General features: G+C 63.3%; 19 protein-coding genes. 12 read left to right on the forward strand and 7 right to left on the reverse strand.

Going from position 1 to position 19132, the window contains the following annotated elements; translation table 11 throughout:
• Window positions 1-5: 5 nt before the first annotated feature.
• The 6 genes from CH291_RS13715 to CH291_RS13740 form a co-directional block, all read right to left on the reverse strand.
• A complete protein-coding gene (locus tag CH291_RS13715) occupies window positions 6-1502 on the reverse strand; it encodes a TRAP transporter large permease (RefSeq protein WP_256980842.1) in 1497 nt (498 codons plus the stop codon).
• A complete protein-coding gene (locus tag CH291_RS13720) occupies window positions 1499-2050 on the reverse strand; it encodes a TRAP transporter small permease (protein ID WP_094687792.1) in 552 nt (183 codons plus the stop codon). Before CH291_RS13720 ends, CH291_RS13715 begins: the two co-directional genes overlap by 4 nt.
• Before the next feature lie 78 nt (window positions 2051-2128).
• Window positions 2129-2866 carry an SDR family NAD(P)-dependent oxidoreductase gene (locus tag CH291_RS13725; protein ID WP_094687793.1) on the reverse strand — a complete coding sequence of 246 codons (738 nt, stop codon included), beginning with the start codon at window positions 2864-2866 and terminating at the stop codon, window positions 2129-2131.
• A gap of 1 nt (window position 2867) precedes the next feature.
• The gene (locus CH291_RS13730; RefSeq protein ID WP_094688062.1) at window positions 2868-3632 is read right to left on the reverse strand and encodes a crotonase/enoyl-CoA hydratase family protein; all 765 of its coding nucleotides are present in this window, start codon (window positions 3630-3632) and stop codon (window positions 2868-2870) included.
• Between the two features lie 56 nt (window positions 3633-3688).
• Window positions 3689-4453 (reverse strand): SDR family NAD(P)-dependent oxidoreductase, encoded by a 765-nt coding sequence (locus CH291_RS13735; RefSeq protein ID WP_094687794.1) that lies wholly within the window; start codon window positions 4451-4453, stop codon window positions 3689-3691.
• 12 nt (window positions 4454-4465) lie between these two features.
• Window positions 4466-5632, reverse strand: coding sequence for a thiolase family protein (locus tag CH291_RS13740; protein ID WP_094687795.1), 1167 nt, complete (start codon window positions 5630-5632; stop codon window positions 4466-4468).
• Window positions 5633-5753: 121 nt separating this feature from the next.
• Between CH291_RS13740 and CH291_RS13745 the strand changes: the two genes are divergently transcribed.
• Genes CH291_RS13745 through CH291_RS13790 form a run of 10 tightly spaced genes read left to right on the forward strand, consistent with a single transcriptional unit; the run spans window position 5754 to window position 16471 of the window.
• Entirely contained in the window at window positions 5754-6944 is a 1191-nt protein-coding gene (locus CH291_RS13745) for an acyl-CoA dehydrogenase family protein (RefSeq protein ID WP_094687796.1), read from the forward strand.
• Window positions 6945-6975: 31 nt separating this feature from the next.
• On the forward strand, window positions 6976-7746 hold the full coding sequence (locus CH291_RS13750; RefSeq protein ID WP_094687797.1) for an SDR family NAD(P)-dependent oxidoreductase: 771 nt from the start codon (window positions 6976-6978) through the stop codon (window positions 7744-7746).
• A 32-nt stretch (window positions 7747-7778) separates the two neighbouring features.
• Window positions 7779-8804, forward strand: a complete 1026-nt coding sequence (locus CH291_RS13755; protein WP_094687798.1) for an LLM class flavin-dependent oxidoreductase — start codon at window positions 7779-7781, stop codon at window positions 8802-8804.
• Window positions 8801-10444: an AMP-binding protein gene (locus CH291_RS13760; RefSeq protein ID WP_094687799.1), complete on the forward strand. Its 1644-nt coding sequence runs from the start codon at window positions 8801-8803 to the stop codon at window positions 10442-10444. Before CH291_RS13755 ends, CH291_RS13760 begins: the two co-directional genes overlap by 4 nt.
• A gap of 15 nt (window positions 10445-10459) precedes the next feature.
• Window positions 10460-11626: an acyl-CoA dehydrogenase family protein gene (locus CH291_RS13765; RefSeq protein WP_094687800.1), complete on the forward strand. Its 1167-nt coding sequence runs from the start codon at window positions 10460-10462 to the stop codon at window positions 11624-11626.
• An 11-nt stretch (window positions 11627-11637) separates the two neighbouring features.
• Window positions 11638-12528, forward strand: coding sequence for an HpcH/HpaI aldolase/citrate lyase family protein (locus CH291_RS13770; RefSeq protein WP_094687801.1), 891 nt, complete (start codon window positions 11638-11640; stop codon window positions 12526-12528).
• Window positions 12525-12998: a MaoC family dehydratase gene (locus CH291_RS13775; protein WP_094687802.1), complete on the forward strand. Its 474-nt coding sequence runs from the start codon at window positions 12525-12527 to the stop codon at window positions 12996-12998. The genes CH291_RS13770 and CH291_RS13775 overlap by 4 nt, the downstream gene beginning before the upstream one ends.
• A 1-nt stretch (window position 12999) precedes the next feature.
• On the forward strand, window positions 13000-14472 hold the full coding sequence (locus tag CH291_RS13780; protein WP_094687803.1) for an aldehyde dehydrogenase family protein: 1473 nt from the start codon (window positions 13000-13002) through the stop codon (window positions 14470-14472).
• Complete coding sequence (locus CH291_RS13785) at window positions 14472-15674, forward strand: CaiB/BaiF CoA transferase family protein (RefSeq protein ID WP_179276534.1); 1203 nt, start codon at window positions 14472-14474, stop codon at window positions 15672-15674. The genes CH291_RS13780 and CH291_RS13785 overlap by 1 nt, the downstream gene beginning before the upstream one ends.
• A gap of 5 nt (window positions 15675-15679) precedes the next feature.
• Window positions 15680-16471 carry an SDR family NAD(P)-dependent oxidoreductase gene (locus tag CH291_RS13790; protein ID WP_094687805.1) on the forward strand — a complete coding sequence of 264 codons (792 nt, stop codon included), beginning with the start codon at window positions 15680-15682 and terminating at the stop codon, window positions 16469-16471.
• Window positions 16472-16550: 79 nt separating this feature from the next.
• Here the strand turns inward: CH291_RS13790 and CH291_RS13795 are convergent, their stop codons facing one another.
• A complete protein-coding gene (locus tag CH291_RS13795) occupies window positions 16551-17315 on the reverse strand; it encodes an SDR family NAD(P)-dependent oxidoreductase (RefSeq protein ID WP_094687806.1) in 765 nt (254 codons plus the stop codon).
• A 71-nt stretch (window positions 17316-17386) separates the two neighbouring features.
• Here CH291_RS13795 and CH291_RS13800 point away from each other — a divergent pair, with 71 nt between their 5' ends.
• The gene (locus CH291_RS13800; RefSeq protein ID WP_094687807.1) at window positions 17387-18541 is read left to right on the forward strand and encodes an acyl-CoA dehydrogenase family protein; all 1155 of its coding nucleotides are present in this window, start codon (window positions 17387-17389) and stop codon (window positions 18539-18541) included.
• A gap of 167 nt (window positions 18542-18708) precedes the next feature.
• A complete protein-coding gene (locus CH291_RS13805; protein ID WP_094687808.1) occupies window positions 18709-19116 on the forward strand; it encodes a nuclear transport factor 2 family protein in 408 nt (135 codons plus the stop codon).
• Window positions 19117-19132 lie beyond the last annotated feature (16 nt).

Raw genomic sequence — 19132 nt, forward strand, 5'->3', positions numbered from 1 at the left:
GGGTACTACCCGCCCATCTGGCTCGGAATATAGGTGGCGATCTCCGGGAACATCACCAGCAGGACGATGAACAGCAGGGCGACAGGAATGACCCACGCGACACTCGCGAACACGTCGCGCAGGCTGATCTTGTTGCCCAAGTTGACCTCTGGATCCTGTGCCACGCCGTGAATGATGTAGGACAAGATTCCGACCGGCGGTGTGATGACAGCGATCTCTGCGGCGAAAACGACGAATACACCGAACCAGAGCAGCGAAATGTCGAGGTACGCGAGCGTCGGCATCAGAAGTGGGACGGTCAGAAGCATGATCGCGAGTCCGTCGAGGAACATCCCCAGAATGAGGTAGACGACCGTCATCAGCGCAATGAACTGCCAGGCGGAGAGGCCGAGCCCGACCGTCCAATCGGTGAAGCCCGTCGTGAGCCCGGTCAGCGGCAGCATGCGTGAGAGTGCTGTGGCACCGAGAAGCATCAGGAAGATGGATCCGGTGCTGGCGATGGTCCCGACTGCTGCCTCGTTGACCGCACCCCAGGGGCGGTCGCGTCGGCGAGAGAACAACACCACGAAGAGAGCAACCATTGCGGCCGCAGCACCCGCTTCCGTTGCGGTGAAGATGCCCGAGAACATGCCGACCACGACGACGAGAACGAGCACCGGCACGGGCCATATCGACACGAGCGCGCGCCACCGATCGCGCATGGTGTCCGGCGTGCCGGGCTCGGAAGCAGCCGTGTTCGGGGCCTTCCGGCCGAGGACCACGGCGGCGAGGATCAACGCGATACTGAACAGGGCTGCCACGGCGATCCCGGGACCGACACCTGCGAGAAGCTGCTCACCGACCGGAACCTCTGCCAGCCCCGCGAACACCACCAGCGTGATCGACGGAGGGATGAGTTGGCCGGGTAAGCCGGCTGCGAGGACGGAGCCGATGGCGATCCGTTTGTCGTACCCGGCTCGCAACATCTCGGGGATGCCGATTCGTGCCAGTGCGTAGGTGGTGCCGACCGTCGATCCGCTGACGGACGCGAGGCCGGCTCCGGCGAGGTTGGTTCCGACGGCGAGTCCGCCCGGCATCCAGCCGAGCCATGTGCGGGCAACGTCGTACAACTTCTCGGTGACCCCGGAGCGCCACAGTAGAAGGCCCATGAAGACGAACATCGGGATGACACTCAACGTCCATTGCGCGACGGTCTGAAACGGCAATCGCGAGACAGTGCTCGTGACCACGCCGAAGTCGCGTAATGCCCACAGGCCCATCATCGCCGAGACCAGCAGCGCGAAGCCGATGTGCATGCGGAGGAAGATCAAGCTCAACAGCAAGACCAGCGACAGAACGCCGGTCGTCTCCTTGGAGACGTCCAAGAACATTGCGATCGAAGAAGCGATCGCGGCGGTGGTCAATATTGCGAGACCGATCCGCCCGTTCGGCAGTCGGCCCGTTCGCACGCGACCCGGCAGTTGTGGGTTGTCACGTCTTTCGGCTGTACTGACAGCGGTCATCGGGTTTTCTCGGTTTCGTTCGTTGCATCGAGGGACGGTTCCATTGCATACATCGCACCGGAATCGTCGGAGTCGCTGTCACGCAGTTGCTTCGAGGCGAGCGCGATGAATTGGACGCCGAATGTCAGAAAGACGAGTGGCACTAGATACGTCGTCGGCCACGCAGCGATGTCCGTCAGTCCCGCGGTGAGTTCGATAGCGCGATTATGTTGTGCCACATCGAAGGAGTAGACCGTGACCAGGAAGCAGACAGCCGCGCAGATGATGCTCGCAGCGCCGGCGACGAAAGGTTTCGAGCGCGCCGGAAAGCGGGAGAAGAAGATATCTGCCCACACGTGCTCGGTGCGATGCATCGCGACCACGAAGCCCAGCAGCACGACCACCGGCATGTACCAGTATTGGACACGCTCGAGGGTGCCGACGAGGGGTTGATCGAACATGGTGCGGGACAAGGCGTTCACGACTATGTGCGCCATCATGGCAAGTAGTCCGACAACGGCGGCGACTTCGACGATCTTGAACAAACGATCGGACATCGAGGCGGTCACAAGAGGGTCTCCGATCGACGAAAGTGATGAAGACGACTCTATCTATACTAATGATGCGAAGCAATACGATTCGGACATTCAGTACTGCCCCGACGCTCCTCCATCCACCGACAGGGCGGCGCCGGTCAGGAAAGGAACGTCCGCACGGAGCAGGAATGCAGCGGTTCGAGCGATCTCTTCGGCGCTGGCCATCCCCCGATCGCCCACTCCACGTGTCGGAATGCTCTGTCCATCCCGTGCGAGAAGGGCGCGAAACTTACCGATGATCGGCGTATCGGTGGAACCCGGGCAGATGCAGTTCACGGCTACGCCGTGCTCGCGCACTTCGGCTGCGGCAGTGCGGGTGAGGCCGAGGACCGCATGCTTGGACGCCACGTAATCGGCTCGCTTCGCTGCGCCCTGGAGGCTGGCAATGGACCCGGTGTTGACCACCTGGCCGCGTCCAGCCGCGATCATATGTGGCAGAACATATTTGAGGCCATAGAACATGCCGTCCAAGTTGACCGACAGAGTGGACGACCACTCATCGATCGACATATCGACGATGCTGCGATTGCAGCCGGCGACACCCGCATTGTTGAAGAACTGGTCCGGCACACCGAGTTCAGCAACCGCAATGGCGACGTACTCGGCAACTTCGTCAGGCTTCGACACGTCGGCGCGGTGCGATACGACGGTGCCGGTCGTCATTCGCGCGGTCTCCTGCGCAGCGTCCTCGTCGATGTCGACAGCGAGCACCGCTGCGCCTGCAGAAGACAACTCGAGCGCTACGGCCCTCCCGATTCCGCTGCCGGCGCCGGTGACGATGGCGACCATGTCACCGACCCTTCCAGGCCGGCACTCGCTTCTCTTTGAATGCCGAGGCACCCTCACGCGCATCCTCGGACGACCGAACAGGCTCGTAGATCTTCCACATCTGCGCGAACTGCTCATCGTTGGACCAGTCCCGCGCCTTGGTGATGATCTCCTTCGTGGCACGGACCGCGAGCGGGCCGTTCGCGGCGATCTTCTTCGCCAATTCCAGCGCGGTAGCCAAGGCCTCGCCGGGAGCTGTGAGCCTGTTGATCAACCCGGCATCCTTCGCGGCCTGCGCGCTGATGAAATCACCCGTCAACGACCACTCGACGGCCAGTGCGTGAGGAACTCTGAGGGGAAGCCGCAACAATCCGCCGCCGCCGGCCAGGAGGCCGCGCTTGACCTCGGGCAGTCCGAACACCGCAGTCTCCGAAGCGACCACGAGATCGCACGCCAGCACGATCTCGAAACCGCCCGCGATGGCGTGACCCTCCACTGCCGCGATGAGCGGCTTCGCCGGAGGAGTCTCGGCTACCCCCGCAAATCCGCGTCCGGGGATCGACGGCTTCTCACCGGCCAGAAATGCCTTCAAATCCATTCCGGTACAAAAGCTTTTACCCTCGCCGGTGATGACACCGGCTACGAGGTCGTCCCGAGCGTCGAGCTCGTCCATGGCATCGGCGATGGCCTGGGCGGTGGCCGTGTCGATCGCATTGCGCACCTCGGGACGGGTGATGGTGACAACCTGAACCCCATCGATCTGCTCCACTCGAACCGGCTCGCTCATCTGCGCGTTCGGCTCTTCGCTGGCGCTCATCTGCGCGTTCTGCTCTTCGCTGGCGCTCATCGCGGTGCCATTCTGATCGCACCGTCGAGCCTGATGACCTCACCGTTGATCATCGCGTTGTCGATCATGTGCAGGGCAAGTTTGGCGTACTCGTCTGCGTCGCCGAGGCGAGCGGGGTGCGGAATCTGCGCGGCAAGACCGTCGCGAATTTCCTGCGAGAAGCGCGAGAGGATGGGGGTGTCGAAGATTCCGGGTGCAATACTGTTGACACGTACCAGCTTTCGAGAGAGGTCGCGGGCTGCCACCAGGGTCATTCCCACGACGCCGGCCTTGGCCGAGGCGTAGGGAATCTGCCCGATCTGCCCTTCCCAGGCGGCGACGGATGCGGTCATGATGACAACTCCGCGTTCACCGTCGACGGGTTCGTTGCGGACCATCCGGGCAGCTCCCAGGCGCAGGACGTTGAAGCTGCCGATCAGGTTCGTCTGGATCAGCGAGGTGTAGAGCTCCAACGACCCTGGAGTCCCGTCCTTTTCGACCACTCGGACCGTGCCGCCGCGGCCTGCGCAGTGCACCACGGAGCGCAGCGGAGCTCGCGATTCGGCGAGATCGAGGGCAGCGTCGACGGACTCGGGGTCGGCGACATCGGCCGGTCCGAACTGTACGAGGTCGCCGAGCTCGCGGGCGACGTCTTTGCCGGCCGACTGCGGGAGGTCGACGATCACAGTGTTCACGCCCGCGGCCACGAATCGCTTCACGGTTGCGAGTCCGAGCCCGGACGCGCCGCCGGTGACGATGGCGGAGGAATTGGTGAGGTCCATGAACCTGGTTCCTTACTTCAGTATTTCGATGATGGTTGCGTTGGCCATACCGCCGGCCTCGCACATGGTCTGCAGCCCGTAACGGCCGCCGGTGCGTTCGAGGTGATTGATCATCGTGGTCATGAGGCGCGCGCCCGAGGCACCGAGGGGATGTCCGAGTGCTATTGCCCCGCCTACCGGGTTCAGCAATTCCTCGTCCACGCCGAGTTCCTTGGCCCACGCAAGCGGCACCGAGGCGAAGGCCTCGTTGACCTCGAAGACCGAGATGTCTGCGAGCGTCAGACCGGCTTTCTTCAGTACCTTCTCGGTTGCCGGGATGGGGCCGGTCAGCATGAGAAGTGGATCGTCGCCGATCACCGCCGAGGCGACGATTCGGGCTCTCGGGCGTAGACCCAGCTCGGCCGCGCGTTCTTCACTCATGACCAGCAGGGCGGCTGCGCCGTCGGTGATCTGTGAGGCGTTTCCAGCGGTGACGGCCCAGTCCAGATCCGGGAACTGAGAGCGTCGTTCATCGGTTCCGAATACTGCCTTCAATCCGCCGAGCTTCGCGGCCGTGGTACCGGTCCTGATGGTTTCGTCGGAAGTCAGCGCGTCGATCGGCACGACCTCGTTGTCGAACCACCCGGAATCGCGGGCGGTGGAGGCGCGTTCGTGGGACCGCGCGGAATACTCGTCGAGCTGCTCCCGCGAGATTCCCCACTTCTGGGCGACGAGTTCGGCGGACACGCCCTGCGGCACAAGGACGGGAAAGCGCTCGCGCACACCCTCGCCGAACGGGTCGGCATCTCCGCGTGCACTACCCATCGGAACGCGACTCATCGATTCGACTCCACCGGCGATGGCAATGTCGTAAGCCCCTGCCACGACCCCCTGGACGGCAAAATCGAGTGCCTGCTGGCCCGAACCGCATTTGCGCTCGACCGTCACCGACGGAACGTGCACCGGGAAGTCCGCAGCGAGCAATGCCTGGCGACCGGGGGTCGCGGATTGTTCACCGTTGCCGCCGACGCATCCGATGATGACGTCGTCGATGAGTCCTGAGTCGAGGGCGGAACGATCCACCAACTGACGTAGTACTCGGCCGAGCAGGTCTGCCGGGTGCAGATGGGACAATCCTCCGCCGATCTTGCCCTTCGCCATGGGGGAGCGAACGGCGTCGACGATGACCGCACGAGTCATGAAAACCCTCCTGAAGCAGGTTCTGGGAAACGCGAAAAGATATTCATGATTATGTTTAGCATGAACCTAGCGGAACCCGTAGGGATTCTTGTACCGTAGGTCACATCGGATTAGTATAATCATGAGCATGAAAGGGGTGGTCATGTCCGCCAGCACACTGACCGACGACGAACGCGCCATCAAAGAGGTGGCCGCGAAGGTCGCCACCGAGCGTTATGCGCCCAAGGCGGCGCAGTGGGATGCAGACAGAACTGCGTTCCCGCTGGAGGAGCGGAAGTTCCTCGGCTCGCTCGGGTTCCTCGGTATCGCCCTCCCGGAGCGTTTCGGCGGTGGAGGAGCGCCCCTTCAGCAGGCACTGAACGTCATCGAGGAGTTCGCCTACCACTGCAGGCCTGCGGCCTTCCAGATATTCGAGGCCAACACGGGTCCCGCTCAGGTGATCGCCCGCATCGGTACCGAGGAGCAGCGTGAACGCTTCCTCCCCGGCATCATCGCCGGCGACATCACCATGGCGGTCGCGATCTCCGAGCCCGACGCCGGATCAGCCGCGACGGACATGACCACCAAGGCGATCATCGACGGTGACACCGTCCGGGTGACGGGAAACAAGCGCTGGATCTCCAACGGTTCCGAGGCCGACGTCTACCTCGTGTACTCGCGGATGAGCGATGCCCCGGGTGCCAAGGGAATCGGTGCCGTTCTCGTCGAGGCGAACCGCGAGGGTGTCAGCTACGGGGCCCGCGAGAAGCTCATGGGCTTTCGCGGCATTCCATCCGCCGACATCTATTTCGACGACGTCGAGGTTCCGAAAGAGAACATCGTCGTGCGGCCGGGCGGTTTCCGAACGTTGTTCACCGCGTTCTCCATCGAACGGCTCGGTAACTCGACCATGAGCCTCGCACTGGGACAGGCTGCCCTCGACCTGTCCATTCGGTATGTGCAGGAGCGGATGCAATTCGGTAAGGCGCTGATCGAGTTCCAGGCCGTCCAGATGACCATCGCCGATATGGCGCTCCAAGTCGACGCAGCTCGGCTGTTGTTGCAGCGAGCTGCTGCGTCGGTGACCGATGGAGAGCAGCTTCCCAACTCGTTGCACGTCTCGCTCGCCAAGTGCACCGCGAACGAAATGGCCAAGAAGGTCACCGATCTCGCGATGCAGTTGCACGGCGGCAACGGCTACACCGAAGAGTTCGGCATCGAGCGTATGCACCGCGATGCGCACGGCTGGGCGCTCGCCGGTGGAACCCCGACGATGCAGCGAACCCGAATAGTTTCCGAATTGCTCGGACGTTCGTTCGACCAACGCGCTTGAATGAAGAAGTAACTCGAGAAGGAGTGCAGTAATGCAGCGTTATGAAGGACGCATCGCAGCCGTCATCGGTGGCGGGTCCGGGATGGGCCGCTCCATCAGCCATCGCCTTGCCTCGGAAGGTGCGTTCGTCTACGTCACCGACCTCAGTGGCGAGTCCGCGTCGAAAGTCGCGGCGGAGATCGAAGCAGAGGGCGGGCAGGCCACAGCCGTGACGGTCGACGCCACGAACAACGACGACCTCCGCGCGCTGTTCGCGAAGATCGACGAGGAGAAGGGCGTCTTGCACGCACTCCACGCTCAGGTCGGAATGCCAGGTCCCGGGGGCCTCGACGTGGACGACGCGGCGTGGCAGAAGAACATGGACGTCAATGTCAAGAGTGCTTACTACTCGACGACACTCGGGTTCGAGCTGCTCAAGAAGGCCGGCGGGAAGGGATCGGTGACGCTGACCTCCTCGACGTCGGCGCTCATCGGATCACCGTTCAGTCCGATCTACTCGATGACCAAAGGTGCACTCGTACCCTTCGGTCGGGCACTGGCGCTCAACGGAGCCAAAGACGGAATCCGCGTCAACGTCATCTGCCCCGGCCAGGTCAAGACTCCGATGCTCGCGCAGTTCTTCGGCCGCGAACCTGGATCCGACGTCTCGGCCCTGGCCGCGGATTTCGTCGCCACGATTCCCCTCGGCCGCGGCGCCGAGCCCGAGGAGATCGCGTCGGTGATCGCCTTCCTCAACAGCGACGACGCCAGCTACATCACGGGTGTCACCATCCCCGTCGATGGCGGCCTCACCGCTCAGTAAGTACCCAGTACTCATTCATCGAAGGGATCGAAATGGTTCAGGTCGGCTTACTGCTCAGCGACGTGCCGAAGTCGGTGACGCCGGCGCAGCAGTTCAAGGACATCCTCCGCATCGTCGAGGCCGCGGAAGACAACGGGTTCAACTACATCGCCATCGGGCAGCACTTCCTCTACGGAGATCTGCGTTGGCTCCAGCCGGTCCCGTTGTTGGCCCGGCTCGCGGCGCACGTGGCACCGACGACAAAACTCGTCACACAGATCATGATCGCGCCGCTCTACCACCCCGTGATGCTCGCCGAGGAGATCGCGACGCTCGACGTCGTCACCGAGGGTCGTCTCATCTTCGGTGCCGGATTGGGTTACCGGCCTGAGGAATTCGACTACCTGCAGGTGCCCTACAAGGAGCGCGCAGGCAGGTTCGACGAGTCCCTTCAGGTCATGAAGCAGCTGTGGACGCAGGACGAGGTCACCTTCGAGGGCAAGTACTTCAAGCTCGACGGCGTCAAGCCCCACCTGCATCCGGTACAGCAGCCGCACGTCCCGATCTGGATCGGTGCGCATGCGATGGGCGGTGTTCGGCGCGCCGGCAAATACGGCGACGCCTATGCGGTGCCGCCGGAGACACCGAAGCACGAGGTCGAGGAGCGCTACCGCGTCGTGAAGGATCTCTTCGAAGCGCGCGGCAAGGAGTTCGGCTCGCAGCCGCTGCGGCGCAACGTCCTCGTGGCGGACAGCAAGGAAGAAGCGATGGTCGAGTATGCCCGTGTCGCACAGGGGCGCTACCTGACCTATGCGGCAAAGGGTCTCGAGGTCATGGCCGGACGGGACCTGGCGAATCAGTTCGCCGAATCCGTCTCGGACCATGTGATCGTCGGTACCCCCGAGGACGTCGTCGGCAAGCTCACCGATCTGGTCACCACGCTGCCCGTCGATCCGCTCCTGCTGCGTCCGCAATGGCCGACGATGGACGGCGACGAAACCATTGCCGCCATCGAGCGTCTGGGCAAGGACGTCGTACCGTCGATGCTGGCAATCGAGCCTTTCCGGGACTTCACGTGAGCCAGACCTATCGGGACCTACACCCCAACTTCTCGGATCCGGAGGGGTGGACACTCAGCAACGTTCTGCGCACCCATGCCTCGGCCACCCCGGACGCACCGTTTCTCCTCACCCCGGAGGAAGGGCTCGGGTTCAGCTATTCGGAGATGCTCGGATCGGCGGAGCGTATCGCCGGCTCGTGGCACGCGGCGGGCGCTCAGCAGGGCGATCGCGTGGTGATCATGGCGATGAATTCGTCACGGCTGGTGCGGAGTTGGTTCGCTGCCGCGGTAGGTGGCACCGTCGAGGTACCGATCAACACCAACTACGAGGGGGAGTTCCTCCGCCACCAGGTCGTCACCGTCGGTGCGCGGTGGGCGGTCATCGACGACACGTTCGCCGAACGGTTCGTGTCCATCGACGAGCATGCGCGCGGCATCGAGAAGTTCTGGGTCATCGATACCGGGAGCGCCGACAAGGCGATTGCTCTGCTTCGCGAGCACGGATGGCAGGCAGAAGCCTGGGACGAGTTGGAGAAGGGATCTTCCGTCAGCGTGCCGCCGCCGCGGGCCCACGACCTCGGTGCGATCTTCTTCACCTCGGGTACGACGGGCCCGTCCAAGGGCGTTGCCATGCCGCACTCGCAGTTGTATTTCTTCGCCCAGGAGGTGGTGTCGCTGACGCGCCTGACGCCTGCCGACCGGTACATGACCACGACGCCGCTCTTCCACGGCAACGCGCAGTTCATGGCCGTCTATCCGGCGCTGGTCGCCGGGGCGAGCGCGGTAGTGCACTCGAAGTTCAGTGCCAGCCGCTGGATCGACATGGTCCGTGACTCGGGCGTCACGGTCACCAATTTCGTCGGCGTCATGATGGATTTCGCGTGGAAGCAGCCGCCCAGAGACAACGATCTCGACAACACGCTTCGGGCCGTCTACGCAGCTCCGATCGCGGACACGGTCGTCGACGAGTTCAAGGCCCGCTACGGCATCGAGGCTTTCGTCAACGCGTTCGGCCTCACCGAGACCTGTGCGCCGATCCTCACGCCCTACGGCGAGAAGATCCCACCGGGAGCGGCGGGCAAGGTCGCGTCGGACTGGTTCGACATCCGCCTGGTGAACCCCGAAACCGATCGCGAAGTGCCTGTCGGTGAGGTCGGCGAACTCGTCGTCCGTCCCGTCCAGCCGTGGACGTGCAGCATGGGCTACTACGGCATGCCGGAGAAGACGCTCGAAGCATGGAGGAACCTGTGGTTCCACACCGGCGATGCACTGCGCAAGGACGAGGACGGCTGGTTCTACTTCGTCGACCGATACAAGGACGCACTGCGCAGGCGCGGAGAGAACATCAGTTCCTACGAGGTGGAGCAGGCCGTGCTCGGGCATCCGTCCGTAGTGGAATGCGCGGTCATCGGCGTGCCCGCCGATGTGGAAGCGGGTGAGGACGAGGTGCTCGCCGCCGTCGTCGTCAGCGAAAAAGCCGACGCTGCAGAGATTCTCGACTGGTGCACGGGGAAGATCCCGGCCTTCGCGACGCCGCGGTACGTGCGATTCCTCGATGCGTTGCCGAAAACGCCCTCGGAGAAGGTGCGTAAGGCAGTGCTACGCGACGAGGGCATCACCGATGACACATTCGATCGCACCGCGGTGCCGGTCGTCTAGAGCTGGAGGGCAAAAATGGACTACTCGAGTGACCCGACCCACGATGACATCAAGGCTGCCGTCAGAACTCTGTGCAAGGCGTTCCCGGACGACTACTGGATGGAGCACGACGACAGCCACGAGTTCCCCTGGGACTTTTACAACGCTGTGGCCGAGGGCGGTTGGCTGGGCTTGACCGTCCCCGAGCACTACGGTGGCGGCGGGCTCGGGGTGACCGAGGCGGCCATCGTCGAGCGTGAGATCTCGGCATCCGGCGCAGGGATGGGCGGCTGCAGTGCCGTCCATATCGGAATCTTCGGTTTCGAGCCCATCATCAATCACGGCAGCGAAGCGATGAAGCAGAAATACCTTCCCCGCGTCGTCACCGGTGAGCTGCACACATCCTTCGCGGTCACCGAACCCGATGCCGGCACCGACACCACCAACATCAAGACCTTCGCCAAGAAGGTCGACGGCGGATTCCTGGTGTCGGGCAAGAAAGTGTGGATCACCAAGGCACAGGAAGCGGAGAAGATGCTTCTGCTGTGCCGGACCAGTCCGCGCGTCGAAGGCGAGAAGCGCACCGCAGGAATGACATTGCTTTTCGCCGACATGGATCGAAGCAAGGTTGCGATCCGGCCGATTCCGAAGATGGGCCGCAACGCCGTCGACACCAACGAGTTGTTCATCGACGAGTTGTTCGTGGCCGACGAGGACGTCGTCGGCGAGGTCGGCCACGGCTTCCGCACCATCCTCGGTGGGCTCAACGCCGAGCGTGTGATCGCCGCGAACGCAGCTCTCGGACTCGGAGAGGCAGCCCTTCGCCGCGGCACCCAGTACGCCAAGGAACGTGAAGTCTTCGGTCGGCCGATCGGCAAGAACCAGGGCATCGCCTTCCAACTCGCCGAGGCCCGGATCCGGCTCGACGCGGCAGCGGCCGTCGTGGACAAAGCCGCCTGGATGGTGGACGCCGGACTGCCCTGTGGCCGAGAGGCGAACGCCGCCAAGTACTTGTGCGCCGAGGCAGGATTCTTCGCCGCCGATGTTGCGCTGCAGGTGCACGGCGGATTCGGTTTCGGGAAGGAATTCCACGTCGAACGGTACTTCCGGGAGTCCCGCCTCATGCGGATCGCGCCGATCAGTCAGGAAATGGTCCTCAACTACACCGCCGAGCACGTTCTCGGCCTCCCACGCAGCTACTGAAGGGAAGTGACATGCAGCCGTACCGTTCCATTCTGTTCGTGCCCGGTCACCGACCGCGGTGGGTGGACAAGGCCGTTGCGTCGGGTGCAGACTGCGTCGTCCTCGATCTGGAGGACTCGGTGCCCGCCGCCGAGAAGGAGTCCGCCCGCGCGACGGTGGCGGAGTCCATTGCACGTGTGCGGCAGACGAACTCCGATGTGGGACTGTTCGTCCGGGTCAATCCGCTCGCGACGCGGCTGACCGGCGCAGACCTAGAGGCCGTCGTCGTGCCCGGTCTGACAGGCGTGTTCGCGCCGAAGATCGAAAGTGCCGTGGACGTGTTGCAGTACGACGCACTGCTCGATCACTTCGAGGCGCGGAACAAGGTGGACGAGCTCGAATACATCGTTCCGGTCGAGACGGTGAAGGCCATTCACAATTGCCTCGAGGTGGCGACGGCCTCGCGCCGTGTCGGTGCCATGATCGGGCCGTCCGCCGAGCACGCCGATATCGCACGCGAGGTCGGCTACGAATGGACGCCCGAGGGACTCGAGACCCTGTATCTGCGTAGTCGGGTGCTCCTCGCGTGCCGGGAAGCGAAGATTCACGCACTGACCGGTCTGTGGGAGGACCTCGAAAACCTCGATGGACTGCGGGAATTCGCGACCAAGGGCAGGCAGTTGGGCTTCCGCGGAATGATCGCGATCCATCCATCGCACGTCGACACCGTCAACGACGTGTTCAGCCCGTCCGAGCAGGACATCGAATTCTACCGCGGTCTGGCCGAGGCTTATGAGAAAGCCGAGGCGCAGGGAACCGGTGCACTGCGCTACCGCGGTCTCCATATCGACAAAGCGCATTACGACAAAGCGGTTCAGTGGCTCGACCGCGCCGAAGCGATCACGAAGAGGAGCAGCAAGTGAGAGGCCTGTATTTCGAGGAGTTCGAGGTCGGCAAGCACTACAAGCATGCAATGACTCGAACGGTCACCGAGATGGACAACGTCATGTTCACGTCGTTGACGATGAACATCCAACCGCTGCACCTCGATGCCGAGTTCTGCAAGGGCACCATTCATGGACAGCGAGTGTTCAACAGCCTCTTCACTGTTGCGCTCATCGGAGCGTTCCACGTTCCGGAGCTCACCATGGGCACCACCCTCGGCAATCTCGGCTACGACACGGTCAAGTTTCCGAACCCGGTGTTCCACGGTGACACGCTGCGCGCCGAGACCACCATTCTGAACAAGCGCGAGTCCAAGAGCCGTGACGATTCCGGCATCGTGTGGTTCGAGCACAGAGGATTCAACCAGCGAGACGAACTCGTCTGCCTTCTCGAGCGCGTCGGCCTGATGGCCAAGCTCCCGGCGGACTTCCCCAGCGAAGGAGCGTGAGATGACTGCAGTTGCAGAAGTTCAACAGGATTGGGTGCCGAGCACCAGGACCCTCTTGATCGGCGATACCGATGCTCAGCCCCAGGGCGAGAGCTGGGACGTCTACAACCCCGCGACCGAGCAGGTCATCGCAACCGTCGGTGGAGCGTCGAGCAGTCAGGTCGACGATGCCGTCGCCGCGGCGCGAAAGGCGTTCCCCGGGTGGGCCGCTCTGAGCGGCGAGGAGCGTTCGGTGCACATCCATCGATTCGCCGACGCCCTGGAGAAGGCCGCCGATCGACTGTTGCCCTCGATCGTCAACGAGGTCGGTTGCCCGGTCTCGCTGGCGTCCTACCTGCAGGTGAAGATGGCTGTCGACGAGCACTTGCGGTGGGCCGCGGAGGCTGCCAAGACCGATCGCACCATCCATCTGGGTAGCTACGACAAGCCCGTTCCGACGATGAGCGATGTAGTGCATCAGCCCGTCGGCGTGGTCGCCGCGATCACCGGCTACAACTACCCCCTCAATCTCGCGATCTTCAAGTTCGGCGCGGCACTGGCCGCCGGCTGCACCGTCGTGCTGTTGCCGTCGCCGCGGACCCCGCTGACGACACTGTTCCTCGGCGACCTCATCAAAGAAGCAGGGTTGCCGCCGGGCGTCATGAACGTCATTGTCGGCGGTGCCGATGTGGGACAACAGCTTTCCTCGCACCGGGGCGTCGACCGAGTCTCGTTCACGGGGTCCGACGGAGTCGGAGCCAAGATCATGGAGCAGGCATCGGCCAATCTGGCCGGGGTCACGCTCGAACTCGGCGGCAAGTCCCCAAATATCGTGCTCGAGGGCGTCGACGTCAAGAAGATCGCCGTGGAGATGCATCTGCGCTGGGCGCGCAACGGTGGCCAGGGCTGCGCTGCGCTCGCGCGGTTGCTGGTGCACGACAGCGTGTACGACGAATTCCTCGAAGCAGGCGCGTCGGCGTTCGACCAGATGATCGTCGGGGATCCGTGGGATCCGGCCACCAACATCGGACCGATGATCCGGCCGGATCACCAGGCTCGCGTCAACGGGTTCATCGACGGCTCGGTGGCCGAGGGGGGCAAGAAACTGCTCGAAGTCACCAAGCCGCTTCCGGAGAAGGGGTGGTACGTCAACCCTGTTCTGTTGGGCGGACTTCCACACAGTGCGCGGGCGGTGCAGCAGGAGATCTTCGGACCCGTCGCCGTCATCGTGCCGTTCTCCGACACCGAGGAAGCCATCCGTTTGGCCAACGACACCGAGTACGGCCTTGCCGCCAACGTGTACTGCGACGATCCGATCGAGGCGCGCCGCGTCGCCGAGCAGGTACGCGCCGGAACAGTGTGGATCAACGGCGGCGGATCGATGCGCCCCGACGCTCCGTTCGGCGGCTACGGCAAGTCCGGGGTGGGCCGCGAACTCGGCGAGTGGGGAATGAAGGAATACCTCGAGGTCAAGCACATTCAGTGGAGGGTCTGATGAGCGCGCAGGGGCCGCTCGCGGGCATCAAGGTGGTCGAGCTCGGCACCATGTATGCCGCGCCGACGGCGGGACGCATGCTTCGAGATTTCGGAGCAGAAGTTATCAAGGTCGAGGATCCTGCGTCGGGTGACTATGCGCGGCAGTGGATCCCGCAGAAGGAGGGTCTCTCGCTCGGGTTCTCCCGTTTGAATGCAGGCAAGCGCTCGGTCGGCATCGACCTGCGGGACGAAGAAGGCCGAGAACTGGTCAAGCGTCTGATCGCCGGTGCCGACGTCGTCATCGAGTCCTTTCGTCCAGGCCGGCTCGAAGCCTGGGGCCTCGGCTTCGACGAGCTGTCCGAGATCAACCCGGGTCTGGTACTGGCACGCGTTTCCGGGTTCGGCCAGACCGGGCCCAACCGGTTGCTGCCCGGCTTCGGCACCGTTGCCGAGACAGCCAGCGGTTTCGCGAACGTCAACGGATGGCCCGATTCGCCGCCGACATCGCCGCCGTTCGGATTCGCGGACTCGATCGCCGGCCTGTCCGCGGCGATGGGCGTGGCGATGGCCCTGTTCAAACGCGAGAAGACCGGTCTCGGTGAGGAAGTCGATGTCGCGCTCTACGAGCCGCTGATGTTCATCGTCGGCGACATGTTCCTCAAATACACCGCGACCGGGGAGATACAGCAGCGCATCGGTAACTCCACCGGAGCGGCCTCGCCCCGCGGGATCTACGAAGCAGCCGACGGGAAGTTCCTGTCGATAGCCGCATCGAATCAGACCATTGCCACGCGGTTGTTCGCGGCCATGGGCAAGCCCGAGGTGATCGAGGATCCGCGCTACGCGACCAACGCGGACCGACTGCGCAACAACGACGACGTCCAGAAGATGGTGATCGACTGGTGCGCTTCGATGCCGCGCGCCGAAGTGTTGGCCACACTCGAAAAATTCGAGGTGGTAAGCGCCGCAGTCAACGACGCCTCCGATGTGGTGCAGGATCCGCACTTCCTCGAACGGACCCTGGTCGAGATCACCGGCAACGATGTGCTCGGCAAAGTTCTCATGCCGGGGCCGGTGTTGCACATGAAGAGCTATGACGGCCCGGTGTACGACGGCGTGCCGGGCATCGGTGAGCACACCGCCGAGATCTTGGCGGCCGAATTGTCCATCGATGCCGAAGAACTGGCAGATCTGGCCGGACGAGGAATCGTCAGTAAGTAGCGACTGTGAAGAACAAGAGAGTACTGGTGACGGGCGGCGGCTCGGGACTCGGACGCGCCATAGCCGTCGAGGCGGCGACGCAGGGTGCCGAAACCGTTGTCATCGCCGATATCTCGCCTGACCTACTCGCCGAGACCGAAGCTCTGATTTCGGCGGCAGGGGCAACGAGTGTGGCGCTGCGAGTAGATATGTCCGATGGCGCACAGGTGCGCTCGATGATCGACGAGGCCGTGGCCGCAGCCGGAGGCCTCGACACTCTGGTCAACAACGTGGGCGTCATCGATACCGGTTTCGTGCCGGGGGAGCAGGCGAACATCGTCGACCTCCCCGAGGAGGTGTGGGACGCCGTCATGAACATCAACGTGAAGTCGATGTGGCTGGCCACAAAATACGCCGCGCCACATCTGCGGGCGTCGGATCGGGGCCCGTCCATCGTCAATGCGGCGTCGGTGTCGGGGATGATGGGTTACAAGACCCCTGCCTATTCCGTAAGCAAGGCTGCAGTAATCCAACTGACTCGAACCACAGCGATTTCACTGGCAGACGAGGTTCGGTGCAACAGTTTCAGCCCTGGAAGCTTTCGAACCACCATGGCGCAGAAGCACATCGATGCCGCCGCCGATCCGGTGGAGCAGGAGCGCCACATGAGCGGTGCCCATCTGATCCCGCGAATCGGTGATCCGATAGAGGTTGCGCGGGTCGCGTGTTTCCTGGCCTCGGACGCGGCGTCGTTCATGACCGGTACGAATGTGCCCGTGGACGGCGGGACTATGGCCTGGCGGGGCTTACGGGTCTGAGTGCGCTTCGCGCAGTGGCACGGTGAAGGCCCGCCTGGGGCACTCAACCGTGCCACTGGAGGCGAAGCCTCCACTTCACCTACATCCCGCCGTCGACGGTGATGATGGATCCGGTGGTGTAGCTGGAGGCATCGCTGGCGAGATACAGCGCAGCTCCGACGATTTCGTTGGGATCGCCGCCGCGCTTCGCGGCGAAGGTTTCGGCGCGCTTGCCGAAAGCCTCCATGTCCCAGGCGTTGGAGACATCGGTCAGGAACGTGCCCGCCATGATGGCGTTCGTGCGTACATTCGGCCCGAACGTCTTGGCCAACCCGACGGTGATGGCGTTGAGGCCGGCCTTGGCAGCGGCGTAGGGCAGTACGTCGGGTCGGGGCTTGGTCGATGCTGCGCTCGATATGTTGATGATCGAGCCGCCGTCGCCCTGGGCCATCCGGGTTCCGATGAGTGCGGCCAGACGGAAAGGGCCCTTGAGATTGACCCCGAGGACTTTGTCGAAGAGAGCCTCGGAGATGGTGTCCACGGAGTCGTAGAGCGGGGACATGCCCGCGTTGTTGATCAAGATGTCGACCTTGCCGAAATGCTCGTAGGAAGCATCGACAAGCGCATCGAGCGCATCCCACTTACCTACGTGGGCAGCGATCGGGAATGCTCGGCGTCCGGTCGCTACGACGATTTCCTCGGCCGTGGCCTGGCAGGACTCGAAGTCACGGCTGGCGATGATCACATCGGCTCCCGCCTGGGCGAGTCCGAAAGCCATGGCTTTGCCGAGGCCGCGGCTTCCTCCGGTGATCAGGGCGACGCGCCCGGTGAGATCGAACTGGGCTGGAGCGTCGAACTGGGGCATCTATTTCTCCTGGATCCGGACCATGTCGTGCAATTCCTTAGTATGGTAATCATAGATAGACGAATGGAGACATGGTGTCGGAATCGGAACAGGGACTGTTCGAGCTCCCAAGTAAGTATGTCGAACTGCAGGTGGAAGCGCGCGCACTCGCAGAATCGGTCCGAGATATAGCCGCGCGCGCCGACGAGTCGGACGGTATCGACGTCGACGTACGCAAGCGCCTCCAGGCAAGCGGGTTGGCCGAGGTGACCGTGCCGTCCCGGTACGGCGGCCGCTTCGACGAGGTCGACTCACTCGCCGTCACTGTGATTCGGGAGCGCCTCGCCTCCGAGTGCGGGCACCTCGATTCGCTCTTCGCGATGCAGGGAATCGGTAGCTACGGATTGTCCGTCGGCGGGACTCCGGCGATGCAGGAGTACTGGCTCCCGCGGGTGGCCAACCTCGACGCAATCGCCGCCCTGGGGCTGACCGAACCCGATGTCGGTTCGGATCTGAAGGCGTTGACGACGTCCATCGAGGAGATCGACGGCCAACTCGTGGTGAACGGGCACAAGTCGTTCATCACCAACGGCGGCGACGCGGACTTCTACAGCATCCTCGGACGCGAAGGCGATGGTTATTCGCTGGTGCTGATTCCGGCGAACACGCCGGGGGTCAGCACTGAACGGCCGCATCAGATCATCGCGCCGCACGTGCTCGGTGACGTGATCCTGAGGGACGTTCGGGTTCCCCTGGATCACCGCATCGGCATGCAGGGCAAAGGTTTCTCGCTGGTACTCGCCACGCTGGCGACCTTCCGGGTGTCGGTTGCCGGTGCGGCAGTAGGGCTCGCCGAGGCTGCGCTGAAAGAGGCTGTGCAGCATGCGAAAGGCAGGGAGCAGTTCGGCGTCAGCCTCTCTCGCCTCGGTTCGGTGCCGGAACATCTGGCCATGTGTTGGACCGACATCGAGATGGCCCGTTCACTGACCTATCGGGCGGCCGCAGCCTCTGCTCGCGATGCCCGCGCCAACCTGCACCTGTCCTCGATGGCGAAGGTCGCCGCGACGGAGGTCGCCGGCCGGGTAGTGGACCGTGCCGTCCAGGTGATGGGTCGCTACGGCATCTCTCGCGGTAGCACTATCGAACGTCTGTACCGCGAGGCGCGTCCCATGCGTATCTACGAAGGCTCGACCGAGGTCATTCTCGACTCCTTGGCGAAACAACTCGTCAAGGACGGAACGCTCTAGAGATCGCCGCAGCGCGATATCCCGTCCGGCAGTGCATCGCGCCGGGCGGGAATCGTCGTGCGCGGACGCGAGTGTCTGGTCGTGAAATCGCCCTTGACGCAACATGATTGATGATTATGATTGGCCTTGTTGTGATTACCGTCACGCTCGCCTCGAGGAGAAATTTCATGTCGTCACGCCCCGGAATCGAAAACACCCTCAGCCGCTACGGCCTCGGATACGACGACCATCATCCCGAGATGATCATTGCCTCCTTTACCGAGGACGCCGTGCTCACGATGAAGATTGCCGACGGTGATCTGATCGGTCCCTTCGAGGGAATCGACGCCATCATGGAATTGATGAACGGTTCTGCGCACTCGCAGTCGGACCAGCGCCGCCACCTGACGACGAACATCCTGATCGACGACGTCGACGCCACTCACGCGAAAGTGATTGCGTACCTGACGATCATTTCGGTCGAGGGCGGAAAGCTGACGGTGTTGTCCACTGGAAAATACGAGGACGAGTTCGTGGAGGTCGACGGAACCTGGTTGATCTCCAAGCGTCACATCGCTCTCGACCTGCCGTATTGAGCCGAACCTGTCGTAT

Origin of the sequence: Rhodococcus sp. 14-1411-2a, from assembly GCF_002259485.1 — a bacterium.
GTDB lineage: Bacteria > Actinomycetota > Actinomycetes > Mycobacteriales > Mycobacteriaceae > Rhodococcoides.

What these genes read in the sequence shown, in the direction of transcription:
- CH291_RS13715 (WP_256980842.1), bottom strand. Translation starts at nt 1,502, where the DNA reads ATGACCGCTGTCAGTACAGCCGAAAGACGTGACAACCCACAACTGCCG.
- CH291_RS13725 (WP_094687793.1), bottom strand. Translation starts at nt 2,866, where the DNA reads ATGGTCGCCATCGTCACCGGCGCCGGCAGCGGAATCGGGAGGGCCGTA.
- CH291_RS13730 (WP_094688062.1), bottom strand. Translation starts at nt 3,632, where the DNA reads ATGAGCGAGCCGGTTCGAGTGGAGCAGATCGATGGGGTTCAGGTTGTC.
- CH291_RS13735 (WP_094687794.1), bottom strand. Translation starts at nt 4,453, where the DNA reads ATGGACCTCACCAATTCCTCCGCCATCGTCACCGGCGGCGCGTCCGGG.
- CH291_RS13740 (WP_094687795.1), bottom strand. Translation starts at nt 5,632, where the DNA reads ATGACTCGTGCGGTCATCGTCGACGCCGTTCGCTCCCCCATGGCGAAG.
- CH291_RS13745 (WP_094687796.1), top strand. Translation starts at nt 5,754, where the DNA reads ATGAGCATGAAAGGGGTGGTCATGTCCGCCAGCACACTGACCGACGAC.
- CH291_RS13750 (WP_094687797.1), top strand. Translation starts at nt 6,976, where the DNA reads ATGCAGCGTTATGAAGGACGCATCGCAGCCGTCATCGGTGGCGGGTCC.
- CH291_RS13755 (WP_094687798.1), top strand. Translation starts at nt 7,779, where the DNA reads ATGGTTCAGGTCGGCTTACTGCTCAGCGACGTGCCGAAGTCGGTGACG.
- CH291_RS13765 (WP_094687800.1), top strand. Translation starts at nt 10,460, where the DNA reads ATGGACTACTCGAGTGACCCGACCCACGATGACATCAAGGCTGCCGTC.
- CH291_RS13770 (WP_094687801.1), top strand. Translation starts at nt 11,638, where the DNA reads ATGCAGCCGTACCGTTCCATTCTGTTCGTGCCCGGTCACCGACCGCGG.
- CH291_RS13780 (WP_094687803.1), top strand. Translation starts at nt 13,000, where the DNA reads ATGACTGCAGTTGCAGAAGTTCAACAGGATTGGGTGCCGAGCACCAGG.
- CH291_RS13785 (WP_179276534.1), top strand. Translation starts at nt 14,472, where the DNA reads ATGAGCGCGCAGGGGCCGCTCGCGGGCATCAAGGTGGTCGAGCTCGGC.
- CH291_RS13795 (WP_094687806.1), bottom strand. Translation starts at nt 17,315, where the DNA reads ATGCCCCAGTTCGACGCTCCAGCCCAGTTCGATCTCACCGGGCGCGTC.
- CH291_RS13800 (WP_094687807.1), top strand. Translation starts at nt 17,387, where the DNA reads ATGGTGTCGGAATCGGAACAGGGACTGTTCGAGCTCCCAAGTAAGTAT.
- CH291_RS13805 (WP_094687808.1), top strand. Translation starts at nt 18,709, where the DNA reads ATGTCGTCACGCCCCGGAATCGAAAACACCCTCAGCCGCTACGGCCTC.